Consider the following 25,397-nt stretch of genomic DNA (forward strand, 5'->3'; position numbering starts at 1 on the left):
GCCTGGTGGCGCTGCTCTTACCGGGCCTACGATCGATCCCCTCGCCCCTTTGGGGAGAGGGTTAGGGTGAGGGGAACACCCCGCACGGACATCAAAACTCCATCTTCACCGTAAACTGCACTTCGCGCGGGTCGCCAATCTGGTTGCCCAGGTTGTTGGTCGCAATGGACGACGTGTAGTAGGTCTTATCAAACAGGTTCTTCACGTTCACCTGCAGCGTCACCGGATACTGCAGCTTCATCTTATACGCCGCAAATGCATCCGCCACAAAATAGCCCGGCAGATAATAATCCGCACCGTTGGTTGCGGAACGACGGCTCACGCCGTGCCCCCCGCCGCCCAGCGTCAGGGTATTCCCGGCAAACGCATTATGAATGTCGTAGGTCAGGAACAGTGAGCCGGTATGGCGCGGCACGTTCGGCAGCGGTTTGCCCGCGTAGTCCGGGTCTTCCAGCACCTTCGCGTCGGTATACCCGTAGCTGGCGATGATATTGGTGTTCTCGGTCAGCGATCCGGCAAGATCCACCTCCACGCCCTGGGAGCGCACGCGGCCCGCCGTTTTGGCGATGGTTTCACCCCCCACGCTTTCGTTGTACAGCACGTTGCGTTTGTGAATATCAAACAGCGCGATATTGGCGGTAACCCCATCGAAAAGGTCGAACTTAGCGCCCACTTCGTAGGCATTTGAGGTTTCCGGTGGCAGGTCGCCGATGTAGCTCGCAATGGACGACTGGGGCATAAACGTCTGCGAGTAGTTGGCAAACAGTGAGACGGATGGCGTGAGCTTATAGACCAGCCCCAGCTTCGGCGTCCACTGTTCGTCGCGGCTGTCAGTGTTGACGTTGAACGGGCGGCCTTTGCCCGCGTACTGGGTGTAATACTGATAGCGCATCCCGGCGACGGCGATCCACTTATCGGTCAGGTACAGGGCATCCTGCGCGTACGCAGAGTAGCTTTCCTGCTTGAGCGTCTGGTCGCTGTCGGACGCCGACACGGTGGTGCATTTGCCGAGATGGCCATACGTCGGGTGATAGATATTGAAATCCTTGACGTTTTTACAGCGCATCATGTCCGTGCGCAACAGATCGTAATTCTCATACGACACGCCGGTCAGGATCTCATTGTAAAAGCCCGCAATATCCACATTCCCCTGCAGATCCGCGCGGGTGCTGTGCATGCGTTGGGTCGAGCCCTGGGTCGCATCCACACGGCGGGTCAGGTTGCCGGTTTTTGCATCGTAGGCCATCACGCGGGCCTGGTTATCGCTGTATTTGTCCTGGCTATAGCTGTAGTCGAACTTCGCGGTCCACTGGCTGTTAAGACGGTATTCCGCGTTGAGCTGAGCGAGGTCGGACTGCCCGTCGGTGATGTTAAACGGTTCGTCAAAGCGGGTTTTGCGATCGACATCAACGGCCTTTTTGGTGTTGAGATCGAAGATCGTACCGCGATCGAACGGCGTCTTATAATCGCGATGTGAATAGAGCACGGTCACGGTGGCATCATCGCCGAACCAGGTGAGCGACGGGGCGATAAAGGTGCTGCGTTCGTTGCCAAAATTACGCCAGTAATCTTCGTCCTGATACTCACCCGTGAGGCGATACGCCAGACGCGTGCCGTCGATCGGGCCGGTCACATCGACCTGTCCGGTACCGCCGCCAAAGCTGGAAGAAGTGGCAGAAATTGAACCACCGAAGGTCTTCTCCGGGCGTTTGGTGACGACGTTAATCAGGCCGCCCGGATCGAGAATGCCGTACAGCGTGGAGGCCGGGCCTTTCAGCACTTCCACGCGCTCGGTGGCGGCGTTAAAGCTGCGCGGCAGGACGGTGCGCAGGCCGTTGGTCATGATTGACCCGTCGCGGTTCGCGCCAAACCCGCGGCGCACAAAGGCATCCTGCGTACCGCCCAGGGTATTGGTCTGCACCACGTTGCTGACGTTATAGAGCGCTTCATCCAGCGTGGTGGCGTGCTGATCCTCCAGCACGTTATCGCTGACGGTATTGACCACCTGCGGGATATCCAGCATCGGCATGTTGGTCAGCGTTGCGGTGGAGGTGTTCAGCGGCTGGTAGCCGTTGGTGGCTTCCGCCGGAGTATTTGGATCGGCGGTGACGGTAAGCGTTTCGCCGTCTTTAGCCGCGGTGGTGTCTGCTGCCTGCGCCAGCGGCGCCATAAACAGCAGTGAAAAGAGCGCGCGCCCTTTTATCCCTGAGAGTGAAGGTGTGAACGTAGCCATTACATCTGTTATCCCGAAATATCCCGCGAATGCGTTCGCGGCAAACTGTGTGAGTCATTGCCCTTTATGGTCTGTCCGTTAGCCGGAAGTGGCATCGGACATGTAATTGAGAATCATTCAATCATGAGGGAATGTAGTAGTAAATGGAAAAAAGAAAAAATCGACTACAGCAGTTAACCGCGTGCGTAAGCGCAGCGGGTTGATATTTAACTCGTTGAAATAAATGTTTTTATCAGCCTTGCTGGATTCATTTTCTCTCAGGTTTAACCCTGGTTTTTCCAGGGTGTTTCTTCGCTTGACTACTACATGGCGCGGCGTCAAACTCTCAAAAGAGAATGAGTTTTATTTTTATTTGTTGGTTTTTCATTACGTTGGCGTTCACGTGGCTCACAACACACACAAACCGGGTCTGGTTCTGGAGAACCTCTCTGCGGGCTATCAGAAAAAAATCATCGTTGATGATATCTCCCTTGCGATCCCTCAGCAGAAAATGACGGTGCTGGTCGGGGCGAACGGCTGTGGAAAATCCACGCTGTTGAGCACTATCGCGCGGCTGCTGCAGCCGCTTGGGGGAACCGCGCTGCTGGACGGTAAAGCCATTCATGAGCAGCCCACCAAAGCGGTTGCCCGTCAGCTTGGCATTCTCCCGCAGTCGCCGCTGCTGCCGGAAGGGTTAACCGTTTTTGAACTGGTCTCGCGCGGGCGTTTTCCCTGGCAAAACGTTATGCGTCAGTGGAGCGACGAGGACGAGCGGGCGGTGGAAGAGGCCCTGCGGCTGACCGGCACGGCAGAGTTTGCCCATATGCCGGTGGAAAGCTTATCCGGCGGCCAGCGTCAGCGCTGCTGGATCGCCATGGCGCTGGCGCAGCAAACGCCGTATATCCTGCTTGACGAGCCGACGACGTACCTCGATCTTCGCTATCAGGTGGAGATCCTGGAACTGCTGCACGCCCTGACCCGCCAGCACGGGCGTACCGTGGTGGTGGTGCTGCACGATCTTAACTTTGCCGTGAACTACGGCGATTCGCTGGTCTTTTTACGCCAGGGGAAAGTTGAAGGCGTATTGCATGAGGGCGATGCCTGCACGCCGGAGCTGATCAAAGCGGTGTTTGATGTGGACGTGCATATGTCCATCAACCCCCTGACCGGAAAACCGTTCTTTATGCCGTTTCGCCAGAGCCTTGAACAGCCATGATGCGCGCTTCTCTCGCCTTCCTGATTTTTACATTACTGCTGGCGCTGGGCGCGATTGTGCATCTTGGCATCGGGGCGCGGTTTATCTCTCCCCGAACGGTAGTCGAGGCATTCGTTCACTTCGATCCGCGCAATTTCGACCATAACATCATCATCAGACTACGGCTGCTGCGCCTCTGCGCCGCAATGGTGACAGGCGCCGCGCTCGGCGTGGCGGGCGTGCTGCTGCAGTCCGTGATCCGCAACCCGCTCGGCGAGCCGCATATTCTGGGGCTCAACGCCGGGGCAGCGCTGGCGGTGGTGATCGCCAGCGCGCTTGGGCTTTCGCTGCCGTTTGGTCGCCCGCTGATTGCCGCCGTCGGTGCCGCCGCGCTGTTTCTGCTGGTGCTGATGTTCTCCTCGACCGGTCGCATCGGGCTCACGCCGATGAAGGTCACCCTGTGCGGCGTGGCGATGTCGGCGTTTGCCTCGTCGATTACCGCCGCGGTGTTAATCCTGGATGAACAGACGCTGCTCTCTCTGCGCACCTGGCTGGCAGGTGATATCGCCGGAGTCAACGCGCAGATGCTCCAGAGTGCCCTGTGGGCTGCAGCAGCCGGTTTTATTCTTGCTATCGGGTTGTCGCCCTCGCTCAACATGCTGGCGCTGGGCGACAGAATGGCGCAGGGGCTTGGCGTGTCGCTGCTGAAAACCCGCCTTCTTGCCTTGCTGGCCATCGCGCTGCTCTGCGGCGCGGCCGTCTCCCTCGCCGGACCGATTGGCTTTATCGGCCTTGTGGTGCCGCAGCTCATCCGCCGTCTGGTGTCGGTCGATTTGCGCGTGATGGTGCCGCTGTCGGCCCTGTGCGGCGCGCTGGTATTGCTGCTGGCGGATATCGCTGCCCGCACGCTGTTTACCCCCTGGGAGCTGGCAACCGGCATCATGACGGCCCTGGTCGGCGCGCCCGTGTTCATCTTTATGGCGTCGAGGATGTTCAAATGAACCGGGCCGGACTCCGCGCGATCCGCGTTGGCCACCTGTCGGCGCTGATTCGCCCGAAAGCGCTGGCGTACCTGTCGCTTTTCGTGCTGGCGGCGCTAAGCCTGCTGGGCTTTGGCCTGACGCACGGTTCTCTGCCCATTCCAACCTCCGCCATCGGGCGCGCGCTGTTTTCGCCTGAAAGTCTGACGACGGAGACGCGCTACGTCGTGATGGATATCCGCCTGCCGCGCCTGCTGATGGCGGTGCTGTGCGGCGCGATGCTCGGCATGGCGGGGGCGGCGATGCAGTCCATCACCCGCAACGGTCTGGCTGACCCGGGGCTTATCGGCGTGAAGGAGGGCTGCAGCGCGGCGGTACTGCTGCTGATTTTTCAGTTCCCGGCGCTGAGCCTGGCCTGGCGTCCGCTGGTCGGCATGGCCGGTGGGCTGCTCACCGCGCTGCTGGTGATCGTCCTGGCGCGCGATATCTCGCGCCCGCGGTTCATCCTGATCGGCATCGGCGTGTCGTGGGCGTTTGCCGCGGCGATGGGCGTCTTTATGACCACCGCCGACGTGCGTGACGTGCAGACGGCGATGCTGTGGCTGGCGGGAAGCCTGCATGCGGCAAACTGGACGCTGGTGGGCCTGGCCGCACTCTGGGCCGCCCCCGCGTTTGCGCTGCTGCTGTTTACCGCCCGGGCCGCGGACGTGGCGTTGCTCGGCAATCAGGCCGCTACGGGCCTTGGCGTGCGCACAACCCGGCTGGCGCTGCTGCGGGTTCTCGCTCCGGTGGTGCTGACGGCGGCCTGCGTCTCCTGCGTGGGCAGCATTGGCTTCGTGGGGCTGATTGCCCCGCACATGGCGCGCCTGCTGCTGCGCGGTGGGCAAACCGCGCTCCTGACGGGAAGCGCCGTGCTGGGGGCGCTGCTGGTGCTGCTGGCGGATAACGTCGGCCGTCTGGCATTCCTCCCGCTGCAGCTGCCGGCGGGAATTGTGATTTCATTGATTGGCGGACCGTTTTTCCTGCTGCTGCTCTGGCAGCGTCGGGACAGATTTTAGGGGACTATGATGCGCGTACTGTTTTCGATGCTGTTGCTGGTGGGGTTCGCGGTGAGCGCCGCGGAGCCGACGCAGGTATTTACCGACGATCTGGGACGCAAGGTCGTTGTGCCGGTTCATCCGAAGCGGATTGTTTCATTACACGATCTGGATATCACCATTCCGCTGATTGAGCTTGGCGTGCCGCCGGTGGCGAGCCATGGCCGCACGCGGCCGGACGGCAGCCACTTTCTGCGCTCCAGCGGCATGTTAACCGGCGTCGACTTCGATAATTCCGATATCAAATTTATCGGCACGGCCGATATCGACATCGAAGCCATCGCCGCCGCAAAACCTGACCTGATCGTTACCGAACCGACCCGCAACACCCCGGTGGAACAGCTGGCAAAAATTGCCCCGACGGTGAGCATCGATCATCTCGACGGCGGCGCGCCGGAAATCTACCGCAAGCTGGCGCAGCTCACGGGCACGCAGGCAAGGCTAAACATTCTGGAACGGCGATATCAGGAGCAAATCAAGGCGCTGAAGGCGACCATCGACACGCGCAAAATCACCGTGTCGGTGATTCAGGCCAATCAGGGGAAAATCAACGCCATGCACAGCTACCACTCGCTGGGCCGCGTGCTGCGTGATGCGGGTTTCACCTTCCCGCCGCTGATTGAGGCCATCCCGGAAGGGGGACGGATTGACGTCAGCGCCGAGCGCCTGCCGGAGCTGGATGCCGATTTCGTCTTCGCGACCTGGCGCGGGGATACGGGCGGTAAACCGCAGGACGAGCTGGCGGCAATGGAGGCTGTCATGCCGGGCTGGTGTCAGTTCCTGACTGCCTGCCGAACCGGGCACTACGTGCTGATCTCGCGTGAAGAGGCGATCTCGAATTCGTTCGCGTCATTAGGGCTGATGGCCGCGCAGGTGCAGTCGCAGATTGCCGGGCGTCCGCTGCCGGAGGCGTCACGGTGATCCGCAAAGAGAAAGGGCGCGTGGATGTCTATGGCGACCGCTTTCGCGCGCGGGCGCATCAGCTAACGCCGCGTCTGCTGCAGGTCGCACGCTATATCCATGACAACCGCGAGGCGGTGATGGAGCAGACCGCCATGGAGATTGCTGCCGTAGTGAAAACCTCGGATGCCACGGTGGTCCGCGCCATACAGGCGCTGGGTTTCGCCGGGCTGCGCGATCTCAAGCAGACGCTGGAGCAGTGGTTTGGCCCGGTGGTCACCTCCAGCGAAAAGATGTCCACCACGGTGAACACGCTCGCCAGCGACGTTAACGCGAGCATTGATTTCGTGCTGGAGGGACATCAGCACACCTGCGAGGTGTTATCTGAGCCCCACAACCGCTACGCGATGGCGCAGGCGGTCTCACTGCTGGCACAGGCAAGGCAGGTCGCCATATTTGGCATTGGCGCCTCCGGCATTCTGGCCGAGTACACCGCCAGGCTGTTCAGCCGTATGGGGTTACCCGCCACGCCGCTCAACCGTACCGGGATCGGGCTTGCTGAACAGCTGATTGCGCTTCAGCGCGGCGACGTGCTGGTGATGATGGCGCAGAAATCCGCGCACCGGGAGGGGCAAACCACCCTGCGTGAAGCAAAGCGTCTGGGCATTCCCACCATCCTGCTGACCAACGCCCTTGATTCGCGTTTCAGTAAGGAGGCCAGCGTGGTGATCCACGTTCCGCGCGGTGGCGAAAAGGGCAAAATCCCGCTCCACGGCACGGTGCTGCTCTGTCTGGAGATGATCATTTTGTCCGTCGCTTCTACCGAGCCGCAGCGCACCATCAAGTCCATGAAGCGCATCAACGAGCTCCATCGCGGGTTAAAACCGGGGAAGAAAAGCAGCTAAAAACAACAAAGCCCGGTGGCGCTAGCGCTTACCGGGCCTACGGTTCAGTTTTTGTAGGCCGGGTAAACGCAGTGCCACCCGGCAAATTCCACGAACTTAAACCCCTTGCTCCAGAATGCGGATGTGGGTTTCCAGCACGTCGCCCTTCACCGCGTCGCTCCACGCTTTCATGTGCGCGGTCTGCAGATGCGCTTCAAGATGCGCGACGGTTTCCCACTGCTCAACCATGATGATTGAGTCTGGCGCGGTTGCCTGGAAGCTGGCGTCAGTGGCGGCATCCACCATCGGCGCGTAGCCGTGGCAGCCTTCTTCTTTCAGTACGGTCGGGATAATTTTCGCGAACTGATCCAGCACCGCCTGGCGGTGATGTTGACCTGGACGAGTACGGATTTCTGCGATAACGGTAAGCATGTTTACTACTCCTTTAATTCCAGGCTACCAGTTAAGCAAAAATTTTCGCGAGATGCTTGCGATATTCTGCGATATAGCTCGGGACATCAGGCATTTTAATCACATCGTTGACGATAAAGGTCGGCAGCGGATCCATGCCCAGGAACTGATTCGCCTTGTGGAACGGCAGGTACGCGCCGTCCACGCCCACGCCTTCGAAGAACTGATCTTTCTCGGTGAAGGCTTCCAGCGGGGCGTTCCAGGTTAGTGACAGCATATATTTTTTGCCCTGAATCAGGCCGCCTGAACCGTATTTTTTGGACGCGTCAGAGCGGGTGCGGCCATCGCTGGCATACAGAGAGCCATGACCTTCCGTGAACACGTCGTCCATGTATTTTTTCACGGTCCACGGCGCGCCCATCCACCAGCCTGGCATCTGCCAGATCACCACGTCAGCCCACAGGAAGTTCTGCACTTCGGCTTTCACGTCGTAGTTGCTGTCTGCGCGCACGACCTTAACATCATGCCCGGCGTCGCGCAGGAAACCATCCGCGACCTCGGTCAGGGTGTCATTCAGCTGGCCTTTAGAGTGCGCAAATTCTTTTGCACCGTTAATAATCAGAATGTTGCTCATTTTTTGTCCTCGACGATGAGAGTATGCCGGGTATTCTACGCGCGAGGACGGAGCGGAAAAATGAGCAAAATGTGCAAAGTCTTTTGCTGGAGATGCAATAATCCGTTACCAGCTGACTTTCACCTCAAAGCCGCCTTCCGCCGCATTGCTCAGCGAGACGCGCATTCCGTGCAGCGCGGCAATGCGCCTGACGATAGAGAGTCCCAGCCCGCTGCCCGTGGCGTTCTGGCCCGGTGGACGATAAAAACGCTCGCCGATGCGCGTCAGCACCTCGGGGTCAACGCCGGGACCGTTGTCGCGCACGCTAAAGCTACGCACGTCCAGCGTAACGTCCACCACGCTGCCGCGCGGACTGTAGCGGATGGCATTGTCCAGCAGGTTGCGCACCAGCAGGCTGAGCAGCAGGGGCTGTCCCTGACGCTTGACCTGCGGGGCATGGTTGTTGAGGCGAATATCAATCCCTGCCTGCTGCGCCGGATGCCAGATATCCAGCACCGCCGACTGCAGTAAATCGGCAAGCGTTATCGGTTCGACATCGTCCAGGTTGTCCAGCGAGTCCAGACGCGACAGCGTGAGGAGTTGGTCCACCAGCCGGGAAGCGCGGTCGATGCCCGCATGCAGCTGCGCCAGCGCTCTTTCCCGCGCCTGTGGATCGTCCTGCGAGAGCTGCGCCACGTCAGTTTGCACCTTCAGGGCCGCCAGCGGGCTGCGCAGCTCGTGGGCCGCGTCGGACGTAAAGCGGCGCTCGCGCGTCATCATCTCCTGGGTACGCGCGAAGAGGTGATTCAGCGAGTCGAGCAGGGGGCGCACTTCCGTGGGGACGCCCTGAAGCACAAGCGCCTCGGTCGCATCCGGCGAGCGGGAGCGCAGGGTCTGCGCCAGCTTTTTCAGCGGCCTCAGCTCCCGGCTCAGGAGGAGAATCAGCAAGAGCAGCATCACGGGCAGCGCTACCAGCCAGGGCGTGAGCTGCGAGCTGACCACGTCCAGCGCCATATCCTGGCGGTACTCCCACTCCTGACCGACCACCACGCGGTACTTCCCGTCGGGTGAGGTCAGCCACAGGAAACGCCATTCGTCGTTATCGTCCTGGAGCTGCCCGTTAGCAAATCCGTCGCGGCGATAGTGGTACGGAATATCGCGCCCGTTCTCGCCGTCGTTTAGCAGCATTTTGCCGTCGACGGCGTAAATGGCGAAAGCCAGCGCGTCGTCATCGAGACGGCCATGCTTCACTACTTTTTTCGGGATCTCGCGCATCCGTTCGGGGGCGCGGATCTCGTCAAGATCCATCGTCAGCAGCCGTTTGGCAAACAGCATCTGCTGCGTGTCGAAGAGCTTATCCAGCTTGTGGGTGGTCTGCTGCCAGGCCACCAGGCTGGCGGCAAACCATGCCGTCAGGGAGAGCGCTAAAAAGAGGAGCGTCAGGCGCAGCTTCAGGCTCAGGCGTTGCGTCAGCTTCATGCGTCACCCAGGGTATAGCCGATGCCGTGCACGGTGCGGATAAACTCGCTGCCAAGCTTGCGGCGCAGGTGATGAACGTGGACTTCTACCGCGTTGCTGGAGACGTCGTCATCCCAGGTATACAGTTTTTCCTCAATCGTCTTGCGAGGGAGCACGCGGCCTGCATTGCGCATCAGCAGTTCCAGCAGCGCGAACTCTTTCGGCTTCAACGTCAGCGGTTCACCGTCCAGCGTGGCGACGAGTCGGGTCGGATCGAGCGTGACCTTGCCGTGGCGTAGCTCGCTATGCGTCTGGCCGTGGCTGCGGCGGACCAGCGCCTCAAGGCGGGCGCCCACTTCAATCAGCGCGAACGGCTTGCAGAGATAATCATCCGCGCCAAGACGCAGCCCCTCCACGCGCTGGTTAAGCGCATCCCGCGCGGTCAGGATCAATACCGGCTCGCTGCGCCCGCTTTCGCGCCACGCGCGCAGGATGTCCAGACCGTCGATTTCCGGCAGCGTCAGATCCAGCACCACGGCATCGTAGGGCGCAGACGCGAGCGCGGCCTGACCGGTTTTGCCGTCGGTAAACCAGTCCACGCTAAAGCCCATTTTGCTTAAACCCGCCCTGATACCGTCGCCGATTAACGTGTCGTCTTCTACCAGTAAAATGCGCATATTCCCTCCTTGATGTCGTCAGTAAACCCTCTGTAAGCGCCTGCTGTACAGCAATAATAAATAAATTTTTCCCTTAAGAAGTTGTTAAGGATTACCCTGTTTAATGGACTGCGAAACCAGATTAAAGGGAGAGTTAATATGAAAAAATTCGCTGCTATTGCCGCCATCATGATGATGACCACTGCCCCCGTTTTTGCCGCGCAGGGCGGATTTAACGGCCCGTCTGCCGCACAGACCCAGACCCAAACGCAGGCAGGCGGTTTTGTCGATAACGACGCCAACCTCACCACCGCGGTGAAGGTAAAAGAGATGAAGGACGACAGCTGGGTGAAGCTGCGCGGGAACATCACCCAGCGCCTGTCCGATGACCGCTACACCTTCCGCGATGAGACCGGCACGGTGAACGTGGAAATTGACCACAAGCGCTGGAACGGCGTGACCGTCAGCCCTCAGGATAAAGTGGAAATCCAGGGCAAGGTCGATAAAGAGTGGAACGATTTTGAAATCGACGTGAAGCAGGTCATTAAGCTGAACAAATAACCCGGAAAGGGCCGCATAAGCGGCCCTTTTTCTTTGTGACTCAACTCGTCAGATAGGGTAGTATCTGCGGCAATATTGCCTGAAACCCTTCGGTTTCTGAGTTGAGGAATCACACGTAATGAGCGATATGGCAGAGCGCCTCGCGCTACATGAATTCACGGAAAACGCCTACCTGAACTACTCCATGTACGTCATCATGGACAGGGCGTTGCCGTTTATCGGGGATGGCCTGAAGCCCGTTCAGCGCCGCATCGTGTATGCGATGTCCGAACTGGGGCTGAACGCCACCGCCAAGTTCAAGAAATCCGCCCGTACCGTCGGTGACGTGCTGGGTAAATACCATCCGCACGGCGACAGCGCCTGTTATGAAGCGATGGTGCTGATGGCCCAGCCGTTCTCTTACCGCTACCCGCTGGTGGATGGTCAGGGGAACTGGGGTGCGCCGGACGATCCGAAATCCTTCGCGGCGATGCGTTATACCGAATCCCGCCTCTCTAAATATGCCGAAGTGCTGCTGGGCGAGCTGGGGCAGGGGACCGTTGACTGGGTACCGAACTTCGACGGTACGCTGCAGGAGCCGAAGATGCTGCCTGCGCGTCTGCCGAACATCCTGCTGAACGGCACCACCGGGATTGCGGTCGGTATGGCGACGGACATTCCGCCGCACAACCTGCGTGAAGTGGCGAAAGCCGCCATCACCCTGATTGAGCAGCCGAAAGCCTCGCTCGACGATCTGCTGGATATCGTGCAGGGTCCGGATTTCCCGACCGAAGCCGAAATCATCACCTCGCGCGCGGAAATCCGCAAAATCTACCAGAACGGTCGCGGCTCCGTACGCATGCGTGCGGTGTGGAATAAAGAAGACGGCGCCGTGGTCATCACCGCGCTGCCGCATCAGGTTTCCGGTGCCAAAGTGCTGGAGCAGATCGCCTCCCAGATGCGCAATAAAAAGCTGCCGATGGTGGATGACCTGCGCGATGAATCGGACCACGAGAACCCGACCCGTCTGGTGATTGTGCCGCGCTCCAACCGCGTGGACATGGAGCAGGTGATGAACCACCTGTTTGCCACCACCGATCTGGAAAAAAGCTACCGCATCAACCTGAACATGATCGGCCTCGACGGACGCCCGGCGGTGAAAAACCTGCTGGAGATCCTCACCGAATGGCTGACGTTCCGCCGCGATACGGTACGCCGTCGTCTGAACCATCGTCTCGAGAAAGTGCTTAAGCGCCTGCATATCCTTGAAGGTTTGCTGGTGGCGTTCCTCAATATCGACGAGGTGATTGAGATCATCCGTACCGAGGACGAGCCGAAGCCCGCCCTGATGTCGCGCTTTGGCATCAGCGAAACCCAGGCCGAAGCGATCCTTGAGCTGAAGCTGCGCCATCTCGCCAAACTGGAAGAGATGAAGATCCGCGGCGAGCAGAACGAGCTGGAAAAAGAGCGCGATCAGCTGCAGGCGATCCTCGCGTCCGAACGCAAGATGAACACCCTGCTGAAGAAAGAGCTGCAGGCCGATGCCGACGCGTTTGGCGACGACCGTCGTTCTCCGCTGCACGAGCGCGAAGAAGCGAAGGCGATGAACGAGCACGACATGCAGCCGTCCGAGCCGGTGACCATTGTCCTGTCGCAGAGCGGCTGGGTGCGCAGCGCCAAAGGCCATGATATCGACGCGCCGGGGCTCAGCTACAAAGCGGGCGACAGCTTTAAAGCGGCGGTGAAAGGCAAGAGCAACCAGCCGGTGGCGTTTATCGACTCCACCGGGCGCAGCTACGCCATAGACCCGATCACGCTGCCTTCCGCGCGTGGGCAGGGCGAGCCGCTTACAGGTAAGCTGACGCTGCCGCCGGGCGCGACGGTTGACCATATGCTGATGGAAGCCGATGACCAGAAGCTGCTGCTGGCGTCTGATGCGGGCTACGGCTTTATCTGTACCTTCAACGATCTGGTTTCCCGCAACCGTGCCGGTAAGGCGCTGATTAGCCTGCCGGACAACGCTCACGTGATGGCACCGCTGGTGATCGAGAACGAAAGCGACATGCTGCTGGCGATCACCACCGCCGGACGCATGCTTATGTTCCCGGTCAGCGATCTGCCTGAGCTGTCAAAAGGCAAGGGCAACAAGATCATCAACATCCCGTCGGCGGAGGCCGCGAAAGGCGAAGATGGCCTGGCGCACCTCTTCCTGCTGCCGCCGCAGAGCACCCTGACCATTCACGTCGGCAAGCGCAAAATCAAGCTTCGTCCGGAAGAGCTGCAGAAGGTGGTGGGTGAGCGCGGTCGCCGCGGCTCGCTGATGCGCGGTCTGCAGCGTATCGATCGCGTGGAGATTGACTCTCCTGCACGCAGCGCTGCGGGTGACAGCGAAGAGTAATGTCGTGATATCCCCCTCTGTCCGGAGGGGGAATTTCAATAAAATTTCCCGTAAAATCGTTGTTAATTCGTGCGTTGCGATTAACAATACGCGCTCGTAATAAAGTCCTTACCTGGCCACAGGTGAAGTATAATTGTCAGCTGTTAGGGCTTCAGAGGTCGCTATGCTATATATTGTTCGTCTTATTCTTACCGTTATCTACTGCATTCTGGTCTGTATTTTCGGCTCTATTTATTGCCTGTTCAGCCCGCGTAATCCGAAGCATGTCGCCACTTTTGGCCATATGTTCGGGCGCCTTGCGCCGCTGTTTGGTCTGAAGGTTGAAAAACGTCTGCCGGAAGGGGCGGAGAATTTCGGTAACGCCATCTATATCGCCAACCATCAGAACAACTACGATATGGTGACGGCCTCTAATATCGTGCTTCCACCGACCGTGACGGTGGGCAAAAAAAGCCTGCTGTGGATCCCGTTTTTTGGTCAGCTGTACTGGCTGACCGGTAACCTGCTGATCGACCGTAATAACCGTGCAAAAGCGCACAGCACCATTGCGGAAGTGGTGAATCATTTTAAAAAGCGCAAAATTTCAATCTGGATGTTCCCGGAAGGGACGCGTAGCCGTGGCCGCGGCCTGCTGCCGTTTAAAACCGGTGCGTTTCATGCCGCAATTGCGGCAGGTGTTCCAATTATTCCTGTGTGCGTTTCCAATACTTCGAATAAGATTAATCTTAACCGCCTGAATAACGGGCTGGTGATTGTCGAAATGCTGCCACCCGTCGATACCAGCAAATACGGTAAAGATCAGGTGCGCGAGCTGGCTGCGCACTGCCGTGATCTGATGGCTGAGCATATTGCGCTGCTCGACAAAGAAGTCGCAGAGAGAGAAGCCGCCGGTAAGATTTAATCCGGCGTTGAAGGGAAAACGAATTCCCGCGTTGTTAGTCGTTTCAGATGGAGCTTATATGTCACTCAGTCGGCGTCAGTTTATTCAGGCTTCGGGGATCGCCCTTTGTGCGGGTGCGATGCCGCTGACAGCCAGCGCCGCCGGGCAGCAACAGCCGCTGCCTATTCCGCCACTCATTGAATCCCGTCGCGGTCAGCCGCTTTTCCTGACGCTGCAGCGCAGCCACTGGTCCTTTACCCAGGGGACGCGTGCGCCGGTCTGGGGCATTAACGGACGTTACCTTGGGCCGACCATACGCGTGTGGAATGGCGATGACGTTAAGCTCATCTACAGTAACCGTACCCCTGAAAATGTCGCCATGACCATCAGCGGCCTTCAGGTGCCTGGCCCGCTGATTGGCGGCGCGGCGCGCATGATGTCACCCAGCGCCGACTGGGCGCCCGTTCTGCCGATTCGCCAGAGTGCGGCAACCCTGTGGTATCACGCCAACACGCCTAACCGCACGGCGCAGCAGGTCTATAACGGCCTGGCCGGCATGTGGCTGGTGGAAGATGAAGTCAGCAAATCCCTGCCGATCCCGAACCACTACGGCGTGGATGACTTCCCGATTATCATCCAGGACAAACGTCTGGATAATTTCGGCACGCCGGAATACAGCGAGCCGGGCAGCGGTGGCTTCGTCGGCGATACGCTGCTGGTTAACGGCGCGCAGAGCCCGTATGTCGAAGTGTCCCGTGGCTGGGTGCGCCTGCGCCTGCTCAACGCGTCTAACTCGCGCCGCTATCAGCTGCAGATGAGCGATGGCCGTCCGCTGCACGTCATATCCGGCGATCAGGGCTTTTTACCGGCGCCGGTGTCCGTCAAACAGCTGGCGCTCGCGCCGGGTGAGCGTCGCGAAATTCTCATTGATATGACCAACGGGGATGAAGTCTCTGTCACCTGCGGTGAAGCGGCCAGCATTGTCGACCGCATTCGCGGGTTCTTTGAACCGTCGAGCATACTTGTCTCCACCCTGGTGTTGACCCTGCGCCCAACCGGCCTGCTGCCGCTGGTGACCGACAGCCTGCCCATGCGTCTGCTGCCGCAGGAGATCATGAGCGGCTCGCCGGTGCGCAGCCGTGATATCAGCCTGGGCGACGACCCGGGCATCAACGGCGCGCTGTGGGACGTCAACCGCATTGATATCACCGCGCAGCAGGGCACCTGGGAGCGCTGGACGGTGCGTTCAGATATGCCGCAGTCGTTCCATATTGAAGGGGTGTCGTTCCTGATCCGCAACGTCAACGGCGCGATGCCGTTCCCGGAAGATCGCGGCTGGAAAGATACCGTCTGGGTGGACGGCCAGGTTGAGCTGCTCGTCTACTACGGCCAGCCTTCGTGGCCGCACTTCCCGTTCCTGTTCCACAGCCAGACGCTGGAGATGATGGACAGGGGGTCGGTGGGTCAAATGCTGGTCAACCCGGCACCGTAAAATGCTTTTCTCCCTCTCCCTGTGGGAGAGGGTTGGGGTGAGGGCAACAGCCCGCATAATACCCCTTCATTTCCCACAATGATCCAGCGTATAATCCCCGCCCTTTTGTCTATTTTTTCTTCGGAAGCATTATGAGCGCAATTTCCCTGATCCAGCCGGATCGTGACCTCTTCTCCTGGCCCCAGTACTGGGCGGCCTGCTTTGGACCGGCGCCGTTCCTGCCGATGTCCCGGGAAGAGATGGACCAACTGGGCTGGGACAGCTGCGACATCATTCTGGTCACGGGCGATGCCTACGTTGACCACCCGAGCTTCGGCATGGCCATCTGTGGCCGTATGCTTGAAGCGCAGGGCTTCCGCGTGGGGATCATCTCCCAGCCTGACTGGAACAGCAAAGACGACTTTATGTGTCTGGGTAAACCCAACCTGTTCTTCGGCGTGACCGCAGGTAACATGGACTCGATGATCAACCGCTATACCGCCGACCGTAAGCTGCGTCATGACGACGCCTACACGCCGGATAACGTGGCGGGCAAACGTCCGGACCGCGCGACCCTCGTCTATACCCAGCGCTGCAAAGAAGCCTGGAAAGACGTCCCGGTGATCCTGGGCGGCATTGAGGCGAGCCTGCGCCGTACCGCGCACTACGATTACTGGTCTGATACCGTGCGCCGCTCGGTGCTGGTGGATTCCAAAGCCGACATGCTGATTTACGGAAACGGCGAGCGTCCGCTGGTGGAAGTGGCGCACCGTCTGTCGCAGGGCGAGCCGGTGAGCAGCATCCGCGACGTGCGCAATACCGCGCTCATGGTAAAAGAGGCGCTGCCGGGCTGGCGCGGCGTGGATTCCCGCATCATCGATATGCCGGGCAAAATCGACCCGATCCCACACCCGTATGGCGACGATCTGCCGTGTGCGGATAACAAACCGGTAGAGCCAAAGAAAGCGGAAGCGAAGGCTATCGTCGTGCAGCCGCCGCGCCCGAAGCCATGGGAAAAGACCTACGTGCTGCTGCCGTCCTATGAGAAGGTGAAAGCCGACAAGGTGCTCTACGCCCATGCGTCCCGTATTCTGCACCATGAAACCAACCCTGGCTGCGCCCGCGCGCTGATGCAGAAGCACGGCGAGCGCTTTATCTGGATCAACCCGCCGGCCATCCCGCTCTCCACCGAAGAGATGGACAGCGTTTTTGCGCTGCCGTACAAGCGCGTGCCGCACCCGGCGTACGGCAACGCCCGTATCCCGGCGTATGAGATGATCCGCTTCTCGATCAACATCATGCGCGGCTGCTTCGGCGGGTGCTCCTTCTGCTCCATTACCGAGCACGAGGGGCGTATCATTCAGAGCCGTTCGGAAGAGTCGATCATCAACGAGATCGAAGCCATTCGCGACACCGTACCGGGCTTTACCGGCGTGATTTCCGATCTTGGCGGTCCAACCGCGAACATGTATATGCTGCGCTGCAAGTCGCCGCGCGCGGAGCAAACCTGCCGCCGTCTCTCCTGCGTCTATCCGAGCATTTGCGAGCACATGGATACCAACCACGAGCCAACGATTAACCTCTACCGACGCGCGCGCGATCTGAAGGGCATCAAGAAGATCCTCATCGCGTCCGGGGTACGTTATGACATTGCCGTGGAAGATCCGCGCTACATCAAAGAGCTGGCGACGCACCACGTCGGCGGCTATCTGAAGATTGCGCCGGAGCATACCGAAGAAGGCCCGCTGTCGAAGATGATGAAGCCGGGCATGGGCAGCTACGACCGCTTTAAAGAGCTGTTCGACACCTACTCGAAGCAGGCGGGCAAAGAGCAGTATTTGATCCCGTACTTCATCTCCGCGCACCCGGGCACGCGTGATGAGGACATGGTCAACCTGGCGCTGTGGCTGAAGCAGCGCCGCTTCCGCCTGGATCAGGTGCAGAACTTCTATCCGTCACCGCTCGCCAACTCGACGACCATGTATTACACCGGCAAGAACCCGCTGAGTAAGATTGGCTACAAGAGTGAAGAGGTGGTGGTGCCGAAAGGGGATAAACAGCGTCGTCTGCACAAGGCGCTGCTGCGTTACCACGATCCGAAAAACTGGCCGCTGATCCGCCAGGCGCTGGAAGAGATGGGTAAAAAACACCTGATCGGCTCGCGCCGCGACTGTCTGGTACCGGCCCCGACGCTGGAGGAGATGCGCGAAGCGCGTCGTCAGAACCGCAATACGCGCCCGGCGCTGACCAAGCACACGCCGATTGTGCATCAGCGTTCGAACGGTGGAGCGGGAATGAAGAAGAACGTAAAACGTAAGATCGGTTAAACCTGTAACAAAGCCCGGTGGCGCTGGCGCTTACCGGGCCTACAGGTCAGCGCGTAGGCCGGGTAAGGCGCAGCCGCCACCCGGCTTTTTTCTGCATAAGGGTAGGAGGCCCAAAATGAAAATTAGGAAGTTAACAGGAGCGATGCTGATTGGCCTTACGTTATGCGGTTGTGTAATGCACCGCCAGACACAGCCAGAAGTGGAAGGACGTCTAATCGACAGTGCAGGTAAGCCAGTCCCGGGCGCTAAAATAACATTAGAGAGGGAGCAAACGCTTTCTGACGACAACGGTCGTTTTGCTTTTCAGAGCCAGCATGAATGGATCTTTTTTCTGCCAATAGGTCCGATGGACTGGATTTATCACACCCCGCTCCAGATAAGCGTCAACGGAAAGGAATATGGTGCAGAAGTAGGCGGTGGTCTCGGTGGGCCACATAAACTGGAAGGGAAAGCGTACAACGTTATTTGCACATTACCTGATCTTCCCGGAGAAGCGAGATGTCAGTCCGGTTTATAAATTAAAACGAGCCCGGCGGAAGACCGGGCTCGTTTTAAGTATTATCCGCCAAACTGATCCGGGTCTGGCCCTAAACGCTTGCCCTTATCCAGCTTCGCAATCTCGCCCAGCTCATCTTTGTCCAGCCGGAAATCCCAGACGTCGAAGTTCTCGGCGATGCGCGATGGCGTGACCGATTTCGGGATCACCACCAGGCCGTTGTCCAGATGCCAGCGAATGACGATTTGCGCCGGGCTTTTGCCGTATTTATCCGCCAGTTCACGGATAATTTTTTGATCGAACACGCCCTGGCCACCCTGCGCCAGCGGACTCCAGGATTCGGTCTGGATTTTATGCGTGGCGTTCCAGGCATGAAGCTGCCGCTGCTGCAGCAGCGGGTGCAGCTCGATCTGGTTAATGACGGGCGCGACGCCCGTCTCGTCAATCAGCCGCTGCAGGTGATGAACCTGGAAGTTACAGACGCCGATACTTTTCACCAGCCCCTCTTTCTGCAGTTCAATCATCCCTTTCCAGGCATCAACGTAATGGTCGATGGCCGGAACCGGCCAGTGCATCAGATACAGGTCGACGAAATCGAGCTGGAGTTTCTCCAGGCTCTCCTGCAGGGCTTCGCGGGGACGCTTTTGATCGTCATTCCACAGTTTCGTGGTGATGAACAACTCATCGCGAGGGACACCGGCGCTGGCCAGTGCGGTACCTACGCCGTCCTCGTTTTTGTACGCGGCGGCGGTGTCAATCGACCGGTAGCCGACTTCCAGGGCTTTATGAATGGCGGAGACGACCTCGTCGTTACCGGCTTTCCATACACCTAGCCCCAACTGGGGCATCACGTTGCCGTCCTGCAGCTTGATTACGGTTTGGTTTGCCATTTTTCCTCCTTCAGGTGCGCATCGCCGGAGGGAGACTCCGGCGATGGGGTGTGCATTAAGTCTGGACGAAATGTCAAAAAACGAAAGTCGGGGGGACAAAAACGCTTAGCGTGCCGCCTCGTAAATACGACGGCTGACGTCCAGCGTGATGTCGCCGTGCTCGCCCAGATGGGTCATGCCGTGCTCTTTAAGTTTCGCCAGCAGGGCAGGGATGGAGCTGCCGTCGAGGCCGTAGCCAGACAGACGCGTTGGCACGCCCAGACCTTCAAAGAAGCTGCGGGTTGCTTCGATGGCAGCATCAATGCGCGCGTCGTCAGAACCCTCGGTAATGTTCCACACGCGCTCGGCGTACTGCAGCAGCTTGGCGCGTTTGGTGTCGCGTTTTTCGTTCCACAGTGCAGGCAGCACAACGGCCAGCGTTTGTGCATGATCCAGACCGTGCATCGCCGTCAGCTCGTGGCCCAGCATGTGGGTCGCCCAGTCCTGCGGCACGCCAGCGCCGATCAGGCCATTCAGCGCCTGTGTAGCCGCCCACATCACGTTGGCGCGAACGTCGTAGTTTTCCGGCTCTTTCAGCGCTTTCGGACCCTCTTCGACGAGCGTCAGCAGAATGCCTTCCGCGAAGCGATCCTGAATTTTGGCATTCACCGGATACGTGACGTACTGCTCAACGGTATGTACAAAGGCATCGACCACGCCGTTCGCCACCTGACGCGCTGGCAGGGTGTAGGTGTAAACCGGATCCAGAATGGCGAACACAGGCTGAACGTGTTCGTTCATGAAGGCCTGCTTGTCACCGGTGGTTTTACGGGAGATCACCGCGCCCTTGTTGGATTCAGAACCCGTCGCTGGCAGGGTCAGCACGGATCCCATCGGGATGGCGCTTTTGATATCGCTGCCGCGGGTTTCCAGGATGTGCCACGGATCGATGCCGTCAGCGTAGTGCGCCGCAGCGGCGATGAATTTGGTACCGTCCAGCACGGAGCCGCCGCCGACCGCCAGCAGGAAGGTGATGTTTTCTTCGCGGGCGATTTTTACCGCATTCATCAGCGTTTCGTAGGACGGGTTTGGCTCAATGCCGCCGAACTCACGCACGTCCAGACCGTCCAGCGCGCTGTAAACCTGATCCAGCACGCCGGTTTTTTTCACGCTGCCGCCACCGTAGGTGATCAGCACGCGGGCGTCAGCAGGGATCTGTGCGCGCAGGTCAGCGATAGCGTCTTTACCAAACAGAATGCGGGTTGGGGTGTGGAGATTAAAGTTGTTCATTGCTCGTTCCCTTTAGTGGGTGAAAAACCGTGGTGCGCAGAGGGCGACCTGATGCTGCTCATTGTGGCGATCCGGGGCTACGCCCTCAATGCACATTCCTGCCGATGTCTTGCCCATTTCTACAGAGCGCTGGAGAAAGCGCGGAAAACAACGCACACTGTCAACGTCGAAAACCGCACCCGGAGTAACGCAAGATGAACCGTGAGGCTATCTGCCAGCAGCTCACTGTGCAGATTAAGAGATTGATAGATAATGAAAATCGTGCCAGCGAGCTGCTGCCGGACATTCGCCTGCTCTATGGCACGCAGCCGGGGACGCGCACGCCGGTCATGTACCAGCCGGGCATCGTTTTTCTCTTCTCGGGCCATAAAATTGGCTATATCAACGAGCGCGTGTTCCGCTACGACACCAATGAATATCTGCTTCTGACGGTACCTTTACCCTTTGAATGTGAAACCTTCGCGACAGAGGCGGTTCCGCTGGCGGGTATTCGCGTCAATGTCGACATCCTTCAACTGCAGGAGCTGCTGATGGAGATTGGCGAAGATGAACTCTTCCAGCCTTCTATGGCGTCGAGCGGGATTAACTCGGCGACGCTGTCGGAAGAGATCCTCTGCGCCATTGAGCGTCTGCTGGATGTGATGGAGAGGCCGCTGGACGCGCGCATTCTGGGCAAGCAGATCGTCCGCGAGATTCTCTACCACGTGCTGCTGGGCCCGGGCGGCGGCGCGTTACTCGCTCTGGTGAGCCGACAAACCCACTTCAGCCTGATAAGCCGCGTGCTCAAGCGTATCGAAAGCCAGTACACGGAAAACCTCAGCGTCGACCAGCTGGCGGCGGAAGCGAACATGAGCGTCTCGGCGTTTCACCATAACTTTAAATCGGTGACCAGCACTTCGCCGCTGCAGTACCTCAAAACCTACCGGCTGCATAAGGCGCGGATGCTGATGATCCACGACGGCATGAAGGCCAGCGCGGCGGCGATGCGGGTGGGCTATGAAAGTGCCTCGCAGTTCAGTCGGGAGTTTAAGCGCTATTTCGGCGTCACGCCGGGAGAGGATGCGTCACGTATAAGAACGATGCAGGGAGTCTGACGAAAAACGTAGGCCGGGTAAGCGATAGCGCCACCCGGCTTAGTTGAATTATGCGCTGCAGTACTTCTTCTTAATCACCACCGCGATGGTTCCCACCAGACCCGCCACCAGCAGGAACATCGGCAGCACCATCAGGAAGGTCATCACCTGATCTTCGTGGTGTTTCACGAAGGGGATCATATTCAGCGCGTAGCCGAGCGTTGTGACCACGCCAACCCACAGCAGGGCGCTCAGCCAGTTGAAGAACTGGAAGCGGCGGTTCGACAGACCGGAAATGCCCGCCATCGTCGGCAGAAGGGTGCGAACGAACGCGAGGAAACGTCCGGCCAGCAGCGCCAGCAGGCCGTGCCGGTCAAACATGCAGGTCGCGCGCTGATGATATTTATGCGGCAGCTGCGCCAGCCAGCTTTTGACGACGCGCGTGTTCCCCAGCCAGCGGCCCTGCAGATAGCTCAGCCAGCAGCCCAGGCTGGCAGCGGAGGTCAGGATAACCATCGTTGGCGTGAAGTCCATGACGCCTTTACCGATTAACGCCCCGGCAAGTAAAAGCAGGCTGTCACCGGGTAAAAACGAGGCTGGCAGTAATCCATTTTCCAGAAACAGAGTTGCGAACATCACGAAATAGACGATACCGACGACGTGAGGATCCGCCAGCGCGGCAAAATCGTGGTGCCAGAGCGCCGCGATAATATCTTGAATAACAGCCATGGACTTTCCTGTGGAACAGCAGATATAGCGCTATTGTACTCCCTTATTCGCCCGTCGGGTTTGATCCCGGGCGCAACTCATGCAGACTTTTCCGCTTGCGGTGTCCACAAAAGCGTCCAGGGAGTACATTTTCAGCCAGCACTCTACACGATACGCTCGAACCCTGCTGCTAAATCCGCAATCAGATCGTCAACATTTTCTAAACCAATATGCAGTCGAATCAGGGTACCGCTGAAGTCCACGTCGCCACCGGGGCGCAGGGCCGCAATCTGTTCCGGCTGGTTAGCCAGGATCAGGGATTCAAAACCGCCCCACGAGTAGGCCATGCTGAAGAGGGTAAAATTATCCAGATAGCTGGCCAGCTCGTCATTATTCAGCCGTTTTTTCAGCACGAACGAGAACAACCCGCTGCTGCCTGTAAAGTCACGCTGCCAGAACTCATGGCCTTTACTGCCGGGTAGCGCGGGGTGATTCACGCGCTCAACCTGCGGATGCTGCGCCAGCCATTCGGCCACCGTCAGGCTGCTTTCATGGTGCTGACGCAGGCGAACGCCCAGCGTGCGAAGTCCGCGACTGGTCATGTAGGCCGTGTCGGCATCCACCATCTGGCCCATCAGGTAGGCATTTTCACGCAGCTGATCCCAGCAGCGCGCGTTGGAGACCGCCGTGCCAATCATCCCGTCAGAGTGGCCAATCAGGTACTTCGTCGCCGCCTGAATCGAAATATCAATGTCGAAGTCCAGCGCTTTGAACAGCACGCCTGCCGCCCAGGTGTTGTCGATCATAACGATCGCCTCTGGCGCTTTACTGCGCACGGCCTTCACGATAGCCGGCACGTCGTGGACTTCCATGGTGAGTGACCCCGGCGATTCCAGGAACACAATGCGCGTGTTTGGCTGAATAAGTTCGGCAATACCTTCACCAATCAGCGGGTCGAACCAGCCGGTCGTCACGCCGAGCTTGCTGAGGATTTTGGTACAGAAGTCCTGGCTGGGCTCGTAGGCGGTGTTGGTCATCAGGATGTGATCGCCCTGTTCCACAAACGCCAGAATGGTATTGGCGACCGCTGCCGCCCCGCACGGGAACAGCGCGCAGCCTGCGCCGCCTTCCAGCTCGCACATCGCTTCCTGCAGAGAAAAATGGGTTAGCGTGCCGCGACGGCCATAAAACAGCCCGCCTTTTGCGCGGTTGCGCGTGGCGATTTTTTTCTCCTCAACGGTGTCAAACACCAGCGAGGAGGCGCGTTGAATCACGCTGTTAACCGATCCCTGGGTATATTTTTTGCTGCGTCCTGCCTGTACCAGCGTGGTATCAAGATGCTTCGTTGTCATGTTCGCTAACCCTGTTTTTATACGTCTGGACGTCCAGACTACCACGATTGGAAAAAACTGCACCCGCAGGCTTATCGAATAAGCAGAAAATATTAGCAAAAAACCGCATAAGAAATTTTTACTGCGTAAGCGCAAGGAAAGTGAACGAAAATTGCGGCACTATGCAAATACTAATGAGAACTACTATCAATTCGACGACGTTTTGATATTATTACGTTCAGATTTTGTGATTTGCGTCCTGGAGATACAGAGTGGGTAATAATTTGATGCAGGCGGATCTCTCCGTTTGGGGCATGTATCAGCATGCTGACATCGTGGTTAAGATTGTGATGATCGGCCTGATTCTGGCGTCCGTTGTCACCTGGGCTATCTTCTTCAGCAAGAGCGCCGAGCTGCTTTCGCAGAAGCGTCGCCTCAAGCGGGAACAGCAACAGCTGGCAGAAGCCCGCTCTCTGGATCAGGCTTCAGATATGACCTCATCCTTCCACGCGAAAAGCCTGACTACCCTGCTGGTGAATGAAGCACAGAACGAGCTGGAACTCTCCGCGGGCAGTGAAGATAACGAAGGCATCAAAGAACGTACCGGTTTCCGTCTGGAGCGTCGCGTGGCGGCCGTTGGCCGACACATGGGGCGCGGTAATGGTTATCTGGCGACCATCGGCGCGATCTCACCGTTTATCGGTCTGTTCGGTACGGTCTGGGGCATCATGAACAGCTTTATCGGTATCGCGCAGACTCAAACCACCAACCTGGCGGTTGTAGCCCCGGGTATCGCAGAAGCGCTGCTGGCGACGGCGATTGGTCTGGTCGCGGCGATTCCGGCGGTGGTTATCTACAACATCTTCGCGCGTATGATTGGCAGCTACAAAGCGACGCTCGGTGACGTTGCCGCGCAGGTACTGTTGCTGCAGAGTCGCGATCTCGACCTGAATGCCAGCGCCGTTAAGCCGGTGCACGCGGCGTCCAAACTGCGCGTGGGTTGATATTATGGCGATGCGTCTAAACGAAAATCTGGACGATAACGGCGAAATGCATGAGATCAACGTGACGCCGTTTATCGACGTCATGCTGGTTCTGCTGATTATCTTCATGGTGGCCGCGCCGCTGGCCACGGTCGACGTGAAGGTGAATCTGCCGGCCTCGTCGAGCCAGCCGCAGCCGCGTCCGGAAAAGCCTGTCTATCTGTCCGTGAAGGCCGATAAATCCATGTTCCTTGGCAATGACCCGGTAACGGCCGACTCTGTCATCCCGGCGCTGGATCAGCTTACCGGCGGTAAGAAAGACACTACGGTCTTCTTCCGTGCGGATAAAACCGTAGATTATGAAACCATGATGAAGGTAATGGACACGCTGCATCAGGCGGGTTACCTGAAGATTGGGCTGGTCGGCGAAGAGAAAGCGGCCAAAAAATAGAACGAAAGCTGGCGAAAGCCAGCTTTTTTGTTTTCTGCCACGCAACATCGTTATTATTTTCTGCTGTATATCCCCATTCTTCATATTTCTTTATCAATAAAGCCAACGTTAATAATGTGTTGATAGTTAAGTAAATATCAGTATTCGGCTGCGCCATTAAAATATATCTTTTGC

General features: G+C 58.5%; 23 protein-coding genes. 14 read left to right on the forward strand and 9 right to left on the reverse strand.

The genetic code is table 11. From position 1 onward, the window contains the following. Positions 1-91: 91 nt before the first annotated feature. Entirely contained in the window at positions 92-2,233 is a 2,142-nt protein-coding gene (locus F3J31_RS12880; protein WP_048224908.1) for a TonB-dependent siderophore receptor, read from the reverse strand. Positions 2,234-2,615: 382 nt separating this feature from the next. Here F3J31_RS12880 and F3J31_RS12885 point away from each other — a divergent pair, with 382 nt between their 5' ends. The 5 genes from F3J31_RS12885 to F3J31_RS12905 are packed head-to-tail and all read left to right on the forward strand — an operon-like array spanning position 2,616 to position 7,289. After that, positions 2,616-3,428, forward strand: a complete 813-nt coding sequence (locus F3J31_RS12885) for an ABC transporter ATP-binding protein (protein ID WP_045910158.1) — start codon at positions 2,616-2,618, stop codon at positions 3,426-3,428. Next, complete coding sequence (locus tag F3J31_RS12890; protein WP_167213508.1) at positions 3,425-4,408, forward strand: iron ABC transporter permease; 984 nt, start codon at positions 3,425-3,427, stop codon at positions 4,406-4,408. Before F3J31_RS12885 ends, F3J31_RS12890 begins: the two co-directional genes overlap by 4 nt. Next, complete coding sequence (locus tag F3J31_RS12895; protein ID WP_167213511.1) at positions 4,405-5,445, forward strand: iron ABC transporter permease; 1,041 nt, start codon at positions 4,405-4,407, stop codon at positions 5,443-5,445. The genes F3J31_RS12890 and F3J31_RS12895 overlap by 4 nt, the downstream gene beginning before the upstream one ends. Before the next feature lie 9 nt (positions 5,446-5,454). After that, on the forward strand, positions 5,455-6,405 hold the full coding sequence (locus F3J31_RS12900; protein ID WP_167213884.1) for an iron-siderophore ABC transporter substrate-binding protein: 951 nt from the start codon (positions 5,455-5,457) through the stop codon (positions 6,403-6,405). After that, the gene (locus F3J31_RS12905; protein ID WP_039025548.1) at positions 6,402-7,289 is read left to right on the forward strand and encodes a MurR/RpiR family transcriptional regulator; all 888 of its coding nucleotides are present in this window, start codon (positions 6,402-6,404) and stop codon (positions 7,287-7,289) included. Before F3J31_RS12900 ends, F3J31_RS12905 begins: the two co-directional genes overlap by 4 nt. Before the next feature lie 96 nt (positions 7,290-7,385). Here the strand turns inward: F3J31_RS12905 and F3J31_RS12910 are convergent, their stop codons facing one another. From F3J31_RS12910 to qseB, 4 genes are all read right to left on the reverse strand, one after another. Further along, the gene (locus F3J31_RS12910) at positions 7,386-7,700 is read right to left on the reverse strand and encodes a putative quinol monooxygenase (protein ID WP_008502984.1); all 315 of its coding nucleotides are present in this window, start codon (positions 7,698-7,700) and stop codon (positions 7,386-7,388) included. A gap of 31 nt (positions 7,701-7,731) precedes the next feature. Continuing rightward, positions 7,732-8,313, reverse strand: a complete 582-nt coding sequence (locus F3J31_RS12915; RefSeq protein ID WP_024906501.1) for an NAD(P)H-dependent oxidoreductase — start codon at positions 8,311-8,313, stop codon at positions 7,732-7,734. Between the two features lie 105 nt (positions 8,314-8,418). After that, positions 8,419-9,771 carry a quorum sensing histidine kinase QseC gene (qseC, locus tag F3J31_RS12920; protein ID WP_167213514.1) on the reverse strand — a complete coding sequence of 451 codons (1,353 nt, stop codon included), beginning with the start codon at positions 9,769-9,771 and terminating at the stop codon, positions 8,419-8,421. Beyond that, on the reverse strand, positions 9,768-10,427 hold the full coding sequence (gene qseB, locus F3J31_RS12925) for a quorum sensing response regulator transcription factor QseB (protein ID WP_023326078.1): 660 nt from the start codon (positions 10,425-10,427) through the stop codon (positions 9,768-9,770). The genes qseC and qseB overlap by 4 nt, the downstream gene beginning before the upstream one ends. 138 nt (positions 10,428-10,565) lie before the next feature. On the opposite strand from qseB, the gene F3J31_RS12930 reads away from it, so the two are divergent. The 6 genes from F3J31_RS12930 to F3J31_RS12955 all read left to right on the forward strand — a co-directional run bounded on the left by F3J31_RS12930 (position 10,566) and on the right by F3J31_RS12955 (position 18,539). Continuing rightward, positions 10,566-10,967 carry a NirD/YgiW/YdeI family stress tolerance protein gene (locus tag F3J31_RS12930; protein WP_045334456.1) on the forward strand — a complete coding sequence of 134 codons (402 nt, stop codon included), beginning with the start codon at positions 10,566-10,568 and terminating at the stop codon, positions 10,965-10,967. A 118-nt stretch (positions 10,968-11,085) separates the two neighbouring features. Next, positions 11,086-13,344 carry a DNA topoisomerase IV subunit A gene (gene parC, locus F3J31_RS12935; protein ID WP_045909972.1) on the forward strand — a complete coding sequence of 753 codons (2,259 nt, stop codon included), beginning with the start codon at positions 11,086-11,088 and terminating at the stop codon, positions 13,342-13,344. 163 nt (positions 13,345-13,507) lie between these two features. Next, positions 13,508-14,245 carry a 1-acylglycerol-3-phosphate O-acyltransferase gene (gene plsC, locus F3J31_RS12940; protein WP_024906505.1) on the forward strand — a complete coding sequence of 246 codons (738 nt, stop codon included), beginning with the start codon at positions 13,508-13,510 and terminating at the stop codon, positions 14,243-14,245. A 58-nt stretch (positions 14,246-14,303) separates the two neighbouring features. Continuing rightward, entirely contained in the window at positions 14,304-15,716 is a 1,413-nt protein-coding gene (ftsP, locus tag F3J31_RS12945; RefSeq protein WP_045909971.1) for a cell division protein FtsP, read from the forward strand. A gap of 131 nt (positions 15,717-15,847) precedes the next feature. Then, positions 15,848-18,022 (forward strand): YgiQ family radical SAM protein, encoded by a 2,175-nt coding sequence (locus F3J31_RS12950; RefSeq protein ID WP_205246250.1) that lies wholly within the window; start codon positions 15,848-15,850, stop codon positions 18,020-18,022. A gap of 115 nt (positions 18,023-18,137) precedes the next feature. Next, a complete protein-coding gene (locus F3J31_RS12955; RefSeq protein ID WP_025912494.1) occupies positions 18,138-18,539 on the forward strand; it encodes a carboxypeptidase-like regulatory domain-containing protein in 402 nt (133 codons plus the stop codon). A 41-nt stretch (positions 18,540-18,580) separates the two neighbouring features. On the opposite strand, the gene dkgA is transcribed toward F3J31_RS12955, so the two are convergent. Both dkgA and yqhD read right to left on the reverse strand, forming a co-directional pair. Then, on the reverse strand, positions 18,581-19,408 hold the full coding sequence (gene dkgA, locus F3J31_RS12960; RefSeq protein ID WP_045909968.1) for a 2,5-didehydrogluconate reductase DkgA: 828 nt from the start codon (positions 19,406-19,408) through the stop codon (positions 18,581-18,583). 105 nt (positions 19,409-19,513) lie between these two features. Then, complete coding sequence (gene yqhD, locus F3J31_RS12965) at positions 19,514-20,677, reverse strand: alcohol dehydrogenase (RefSeq protein WP_167213516.1); 1,164 nt, start codon at positions 20,675-20,677, stop codon at positions 19,514-19,516. 194 nt (positions 20,678-20,871) lie between these two features. Between yqhD and F3J31_RS12970 the strand changes: the two genes are divergently transcribed. Beyond that, the gene (locus F3J31_RS12970; protein ID WP_045909966.1) at positions 20,872-21,771 is read left to right on the forward strand and encodes an AraC family transcriptional regulator; all 900 of its coding nucleotides are present in this window, start codon (positions 20,872-20,874) and stop codon (positions 21,769-21,771) included. A gap of 48 nt (positions 21,772-21,819) precedes the next feature. On the opposite strand, the gene yghB is transcribed toward F3J31_RS12970, so the two are convergent. Together yghB and metC are read right to left on the reverse strand one after the other, a co-directional pair. Beyond that, on the reverse strand, positions 21,820-22,479 hold the full coding sequence (gene yghB, locus F3J31_RS12975; RefSeq protein ID WP_024906512.1) for a DedA family general envelope maintenance protein YghB: 660 nt from the start codon (positions 22,477-22,479) through the stop codon (positions 21,820-21,822). Between the two features lie 143 nt (positions 22,480-22,622). Beyond that, positions 22,623-23,810 (reverse strand): cystathionine beta-lyase, encoded by a 1,188-nt coding sequence (metC, locus tag F3J31_RS12980; RefSeq protein WP_045909965.1) that lies wholly within the window; start codon positions 23,808-23,810, stop codon positions 22,623-22,625. Between the two features lie 251 nt (positions 23,811-24,061). Between metC and exbB the strand changes: the two genes are divergently transcribed. Both exbB and exbD read left to right on the forward strand, forming a co-directional pair. Next, positions 24,062-24,793: a tol-pal system-associated acyl-CoA thioesterase gene (gene exbB / locus F3J31_RS12985; protein WP_021242115.1), complete on the forward strand. Its 732-nt coding sequence runs from the start codon at positions 24,062-24,064 to the stop codon at positions 24,791-24,793. Positions 24,794-24,797: 4 nt separating this feature from the next. Next, positions 24,798-25,223, forward strand: coding sequence for a TonB system transport protein ExbD (gene exbD, locus F3J31_RS12990; RefSeq protein WP_045909964.1), 426 nt, complete (start codon positions 24,798-24,800; stop codon positions 25,221-25,223). The last annotated feature ends 174 nt before the right edge of the window (positions 25,224-25,397 follow it).

This window comes from Enterobacter sp. Acro-832 (assembly GCF_011752745.1).
Lineage (GTDB): Bacteria > Pseudomonadota > Gammaproteobacteria > Enterobacterales > Enterobacteriaceae > Enterobacter > Enterobacter quasiroggenkampii.

Coding starts and splice junctions, on each gene's coding strand:
- F3J31_RS12880 (WP_048224908.1), bottom strand. CDS start 2,233: ATGGCTACGTTCACACCTTCACTCTCAGGGATAAAAGGGCGCGCGCTC.
- F3J31_RS12890 (WP_167213508.1), top strand. CDS start 3,425: ATGATGCGCGCTTCTCTCGCCTTCCTGATTTTTACATTACTGCTGGCG.
- F3J31_RS12895 (WP_167213511.1), top strand. CDS start 4,405: ATGAACCGGGCCGGACTCCGCGCGATCCGCGTTGGCCACCTGTCGGCG.
- F3J31_RS12900 (WP_167213884.1), top strand. CDS start 5,455: ATGCGCGTACTGTTTTCGATGCTGTTGCTGGTGGGGTTCGCGGTGAGC.
- F3J31_RS12910 (WP_008502984.1), bottom strand. CDS start 7,700: ATGCTTACCGTTATCGCAGAAATCCGTACTCGTCCAGGTCAACATCAC.
- F3J31_RS12915 (WP_024906501.1), bottom strand. CDS start 8,313: ATGAGCAACATTCTGATTATTAACGGTGCAAAAGAATTTGCGCACTCT.
- qseC (WP_167213514.1), bottom strand. CDS start 9,771: ATGAAGCTGACGCAACGCCTGAGCCTGAAGCTGCGCCTGACGCTCCTC.
- qseB (WP_023326078.1), bottom strand. CDS start 10,427: ATGCGCATTTTACTGGTAGAAGACGACACGTTAATCGGCGACGGTATC.
- F3J31_RS12930 (WP_045334456.1), top strand. CDS start 10,566: ATGAAAAAATTCGCTGCTATTGCCGCCATCATGATGATGACCACTGCC.
- parC (WP_045909972.1), top strand. CDS start 11,086: ATGAGCGATATGGCAGAGCGCCTCGCGCTACATGAATTCACGGAAAAC.
- plsC (WP_024906505.1), top strand. CDS start 13,508: ATGCTATATATTGTTCGTCTTATTCTTACCGTTATCTACTGCATTCTG.
- ftsP (WP_045909971.1), top strand. CDS start 14,304: ATGTCACTCAGTCGGCGTCAGTTTATTCAGGCTTCGGGGATCGCCCTT.
- F3J31_RS12950 (WP_205246250.1), top strand. CDS start 15,848: ATGAGCGCAATTTCCCTGATCCAGCCGGATCGTGACCTCTTCTCCTGG.
- F3J31_RS12955 (WP_025912494.1), top strand. CDS start 18,138: ATGAAAATTAGGAAGTTAACAGGAGCGATGCTGATTGGCCTTACGTTA.
- dkgA (WP_045909968.1), bottom strand. CDS start 19,408: ATGGCAAACCAAACCGTAATCAAGCTGCAGGACGGCAACGTGATGCCC.
- yqhD (WP_167213516.1), bottom strand. CDS start 20,677: ATGAACAACTTTAATCTCCACACCCCAACCCGCATTCTGTTTGGTAAA.
- F3J31_RS12970 (WP_045909966.1), top strand. CDS start 20,872: ATGAACCGTGAGGCTATCTGCCAGCAGCTCACTGTGCAGATTAAGAGA.
- yghB (WP_024906512.1), bottom strand. CDS start 22,479: ATGGCTGTTATTCAAGATATTATCGCGGCGCTCTGGCACCACGATTTT.
- metC (WP_045909965.1), bottom strand. CDS start 23,810: ATGACAACGAAGCATCTTGATACCACGCTGGTACAGGCAGGACGCAGC.
- exbD (WP_045909964.1), top strand. CDS start 24,798: ATGGCGATGCGTCTAAACGAAAATCTGGACGATAACGGCGAAATGCAT.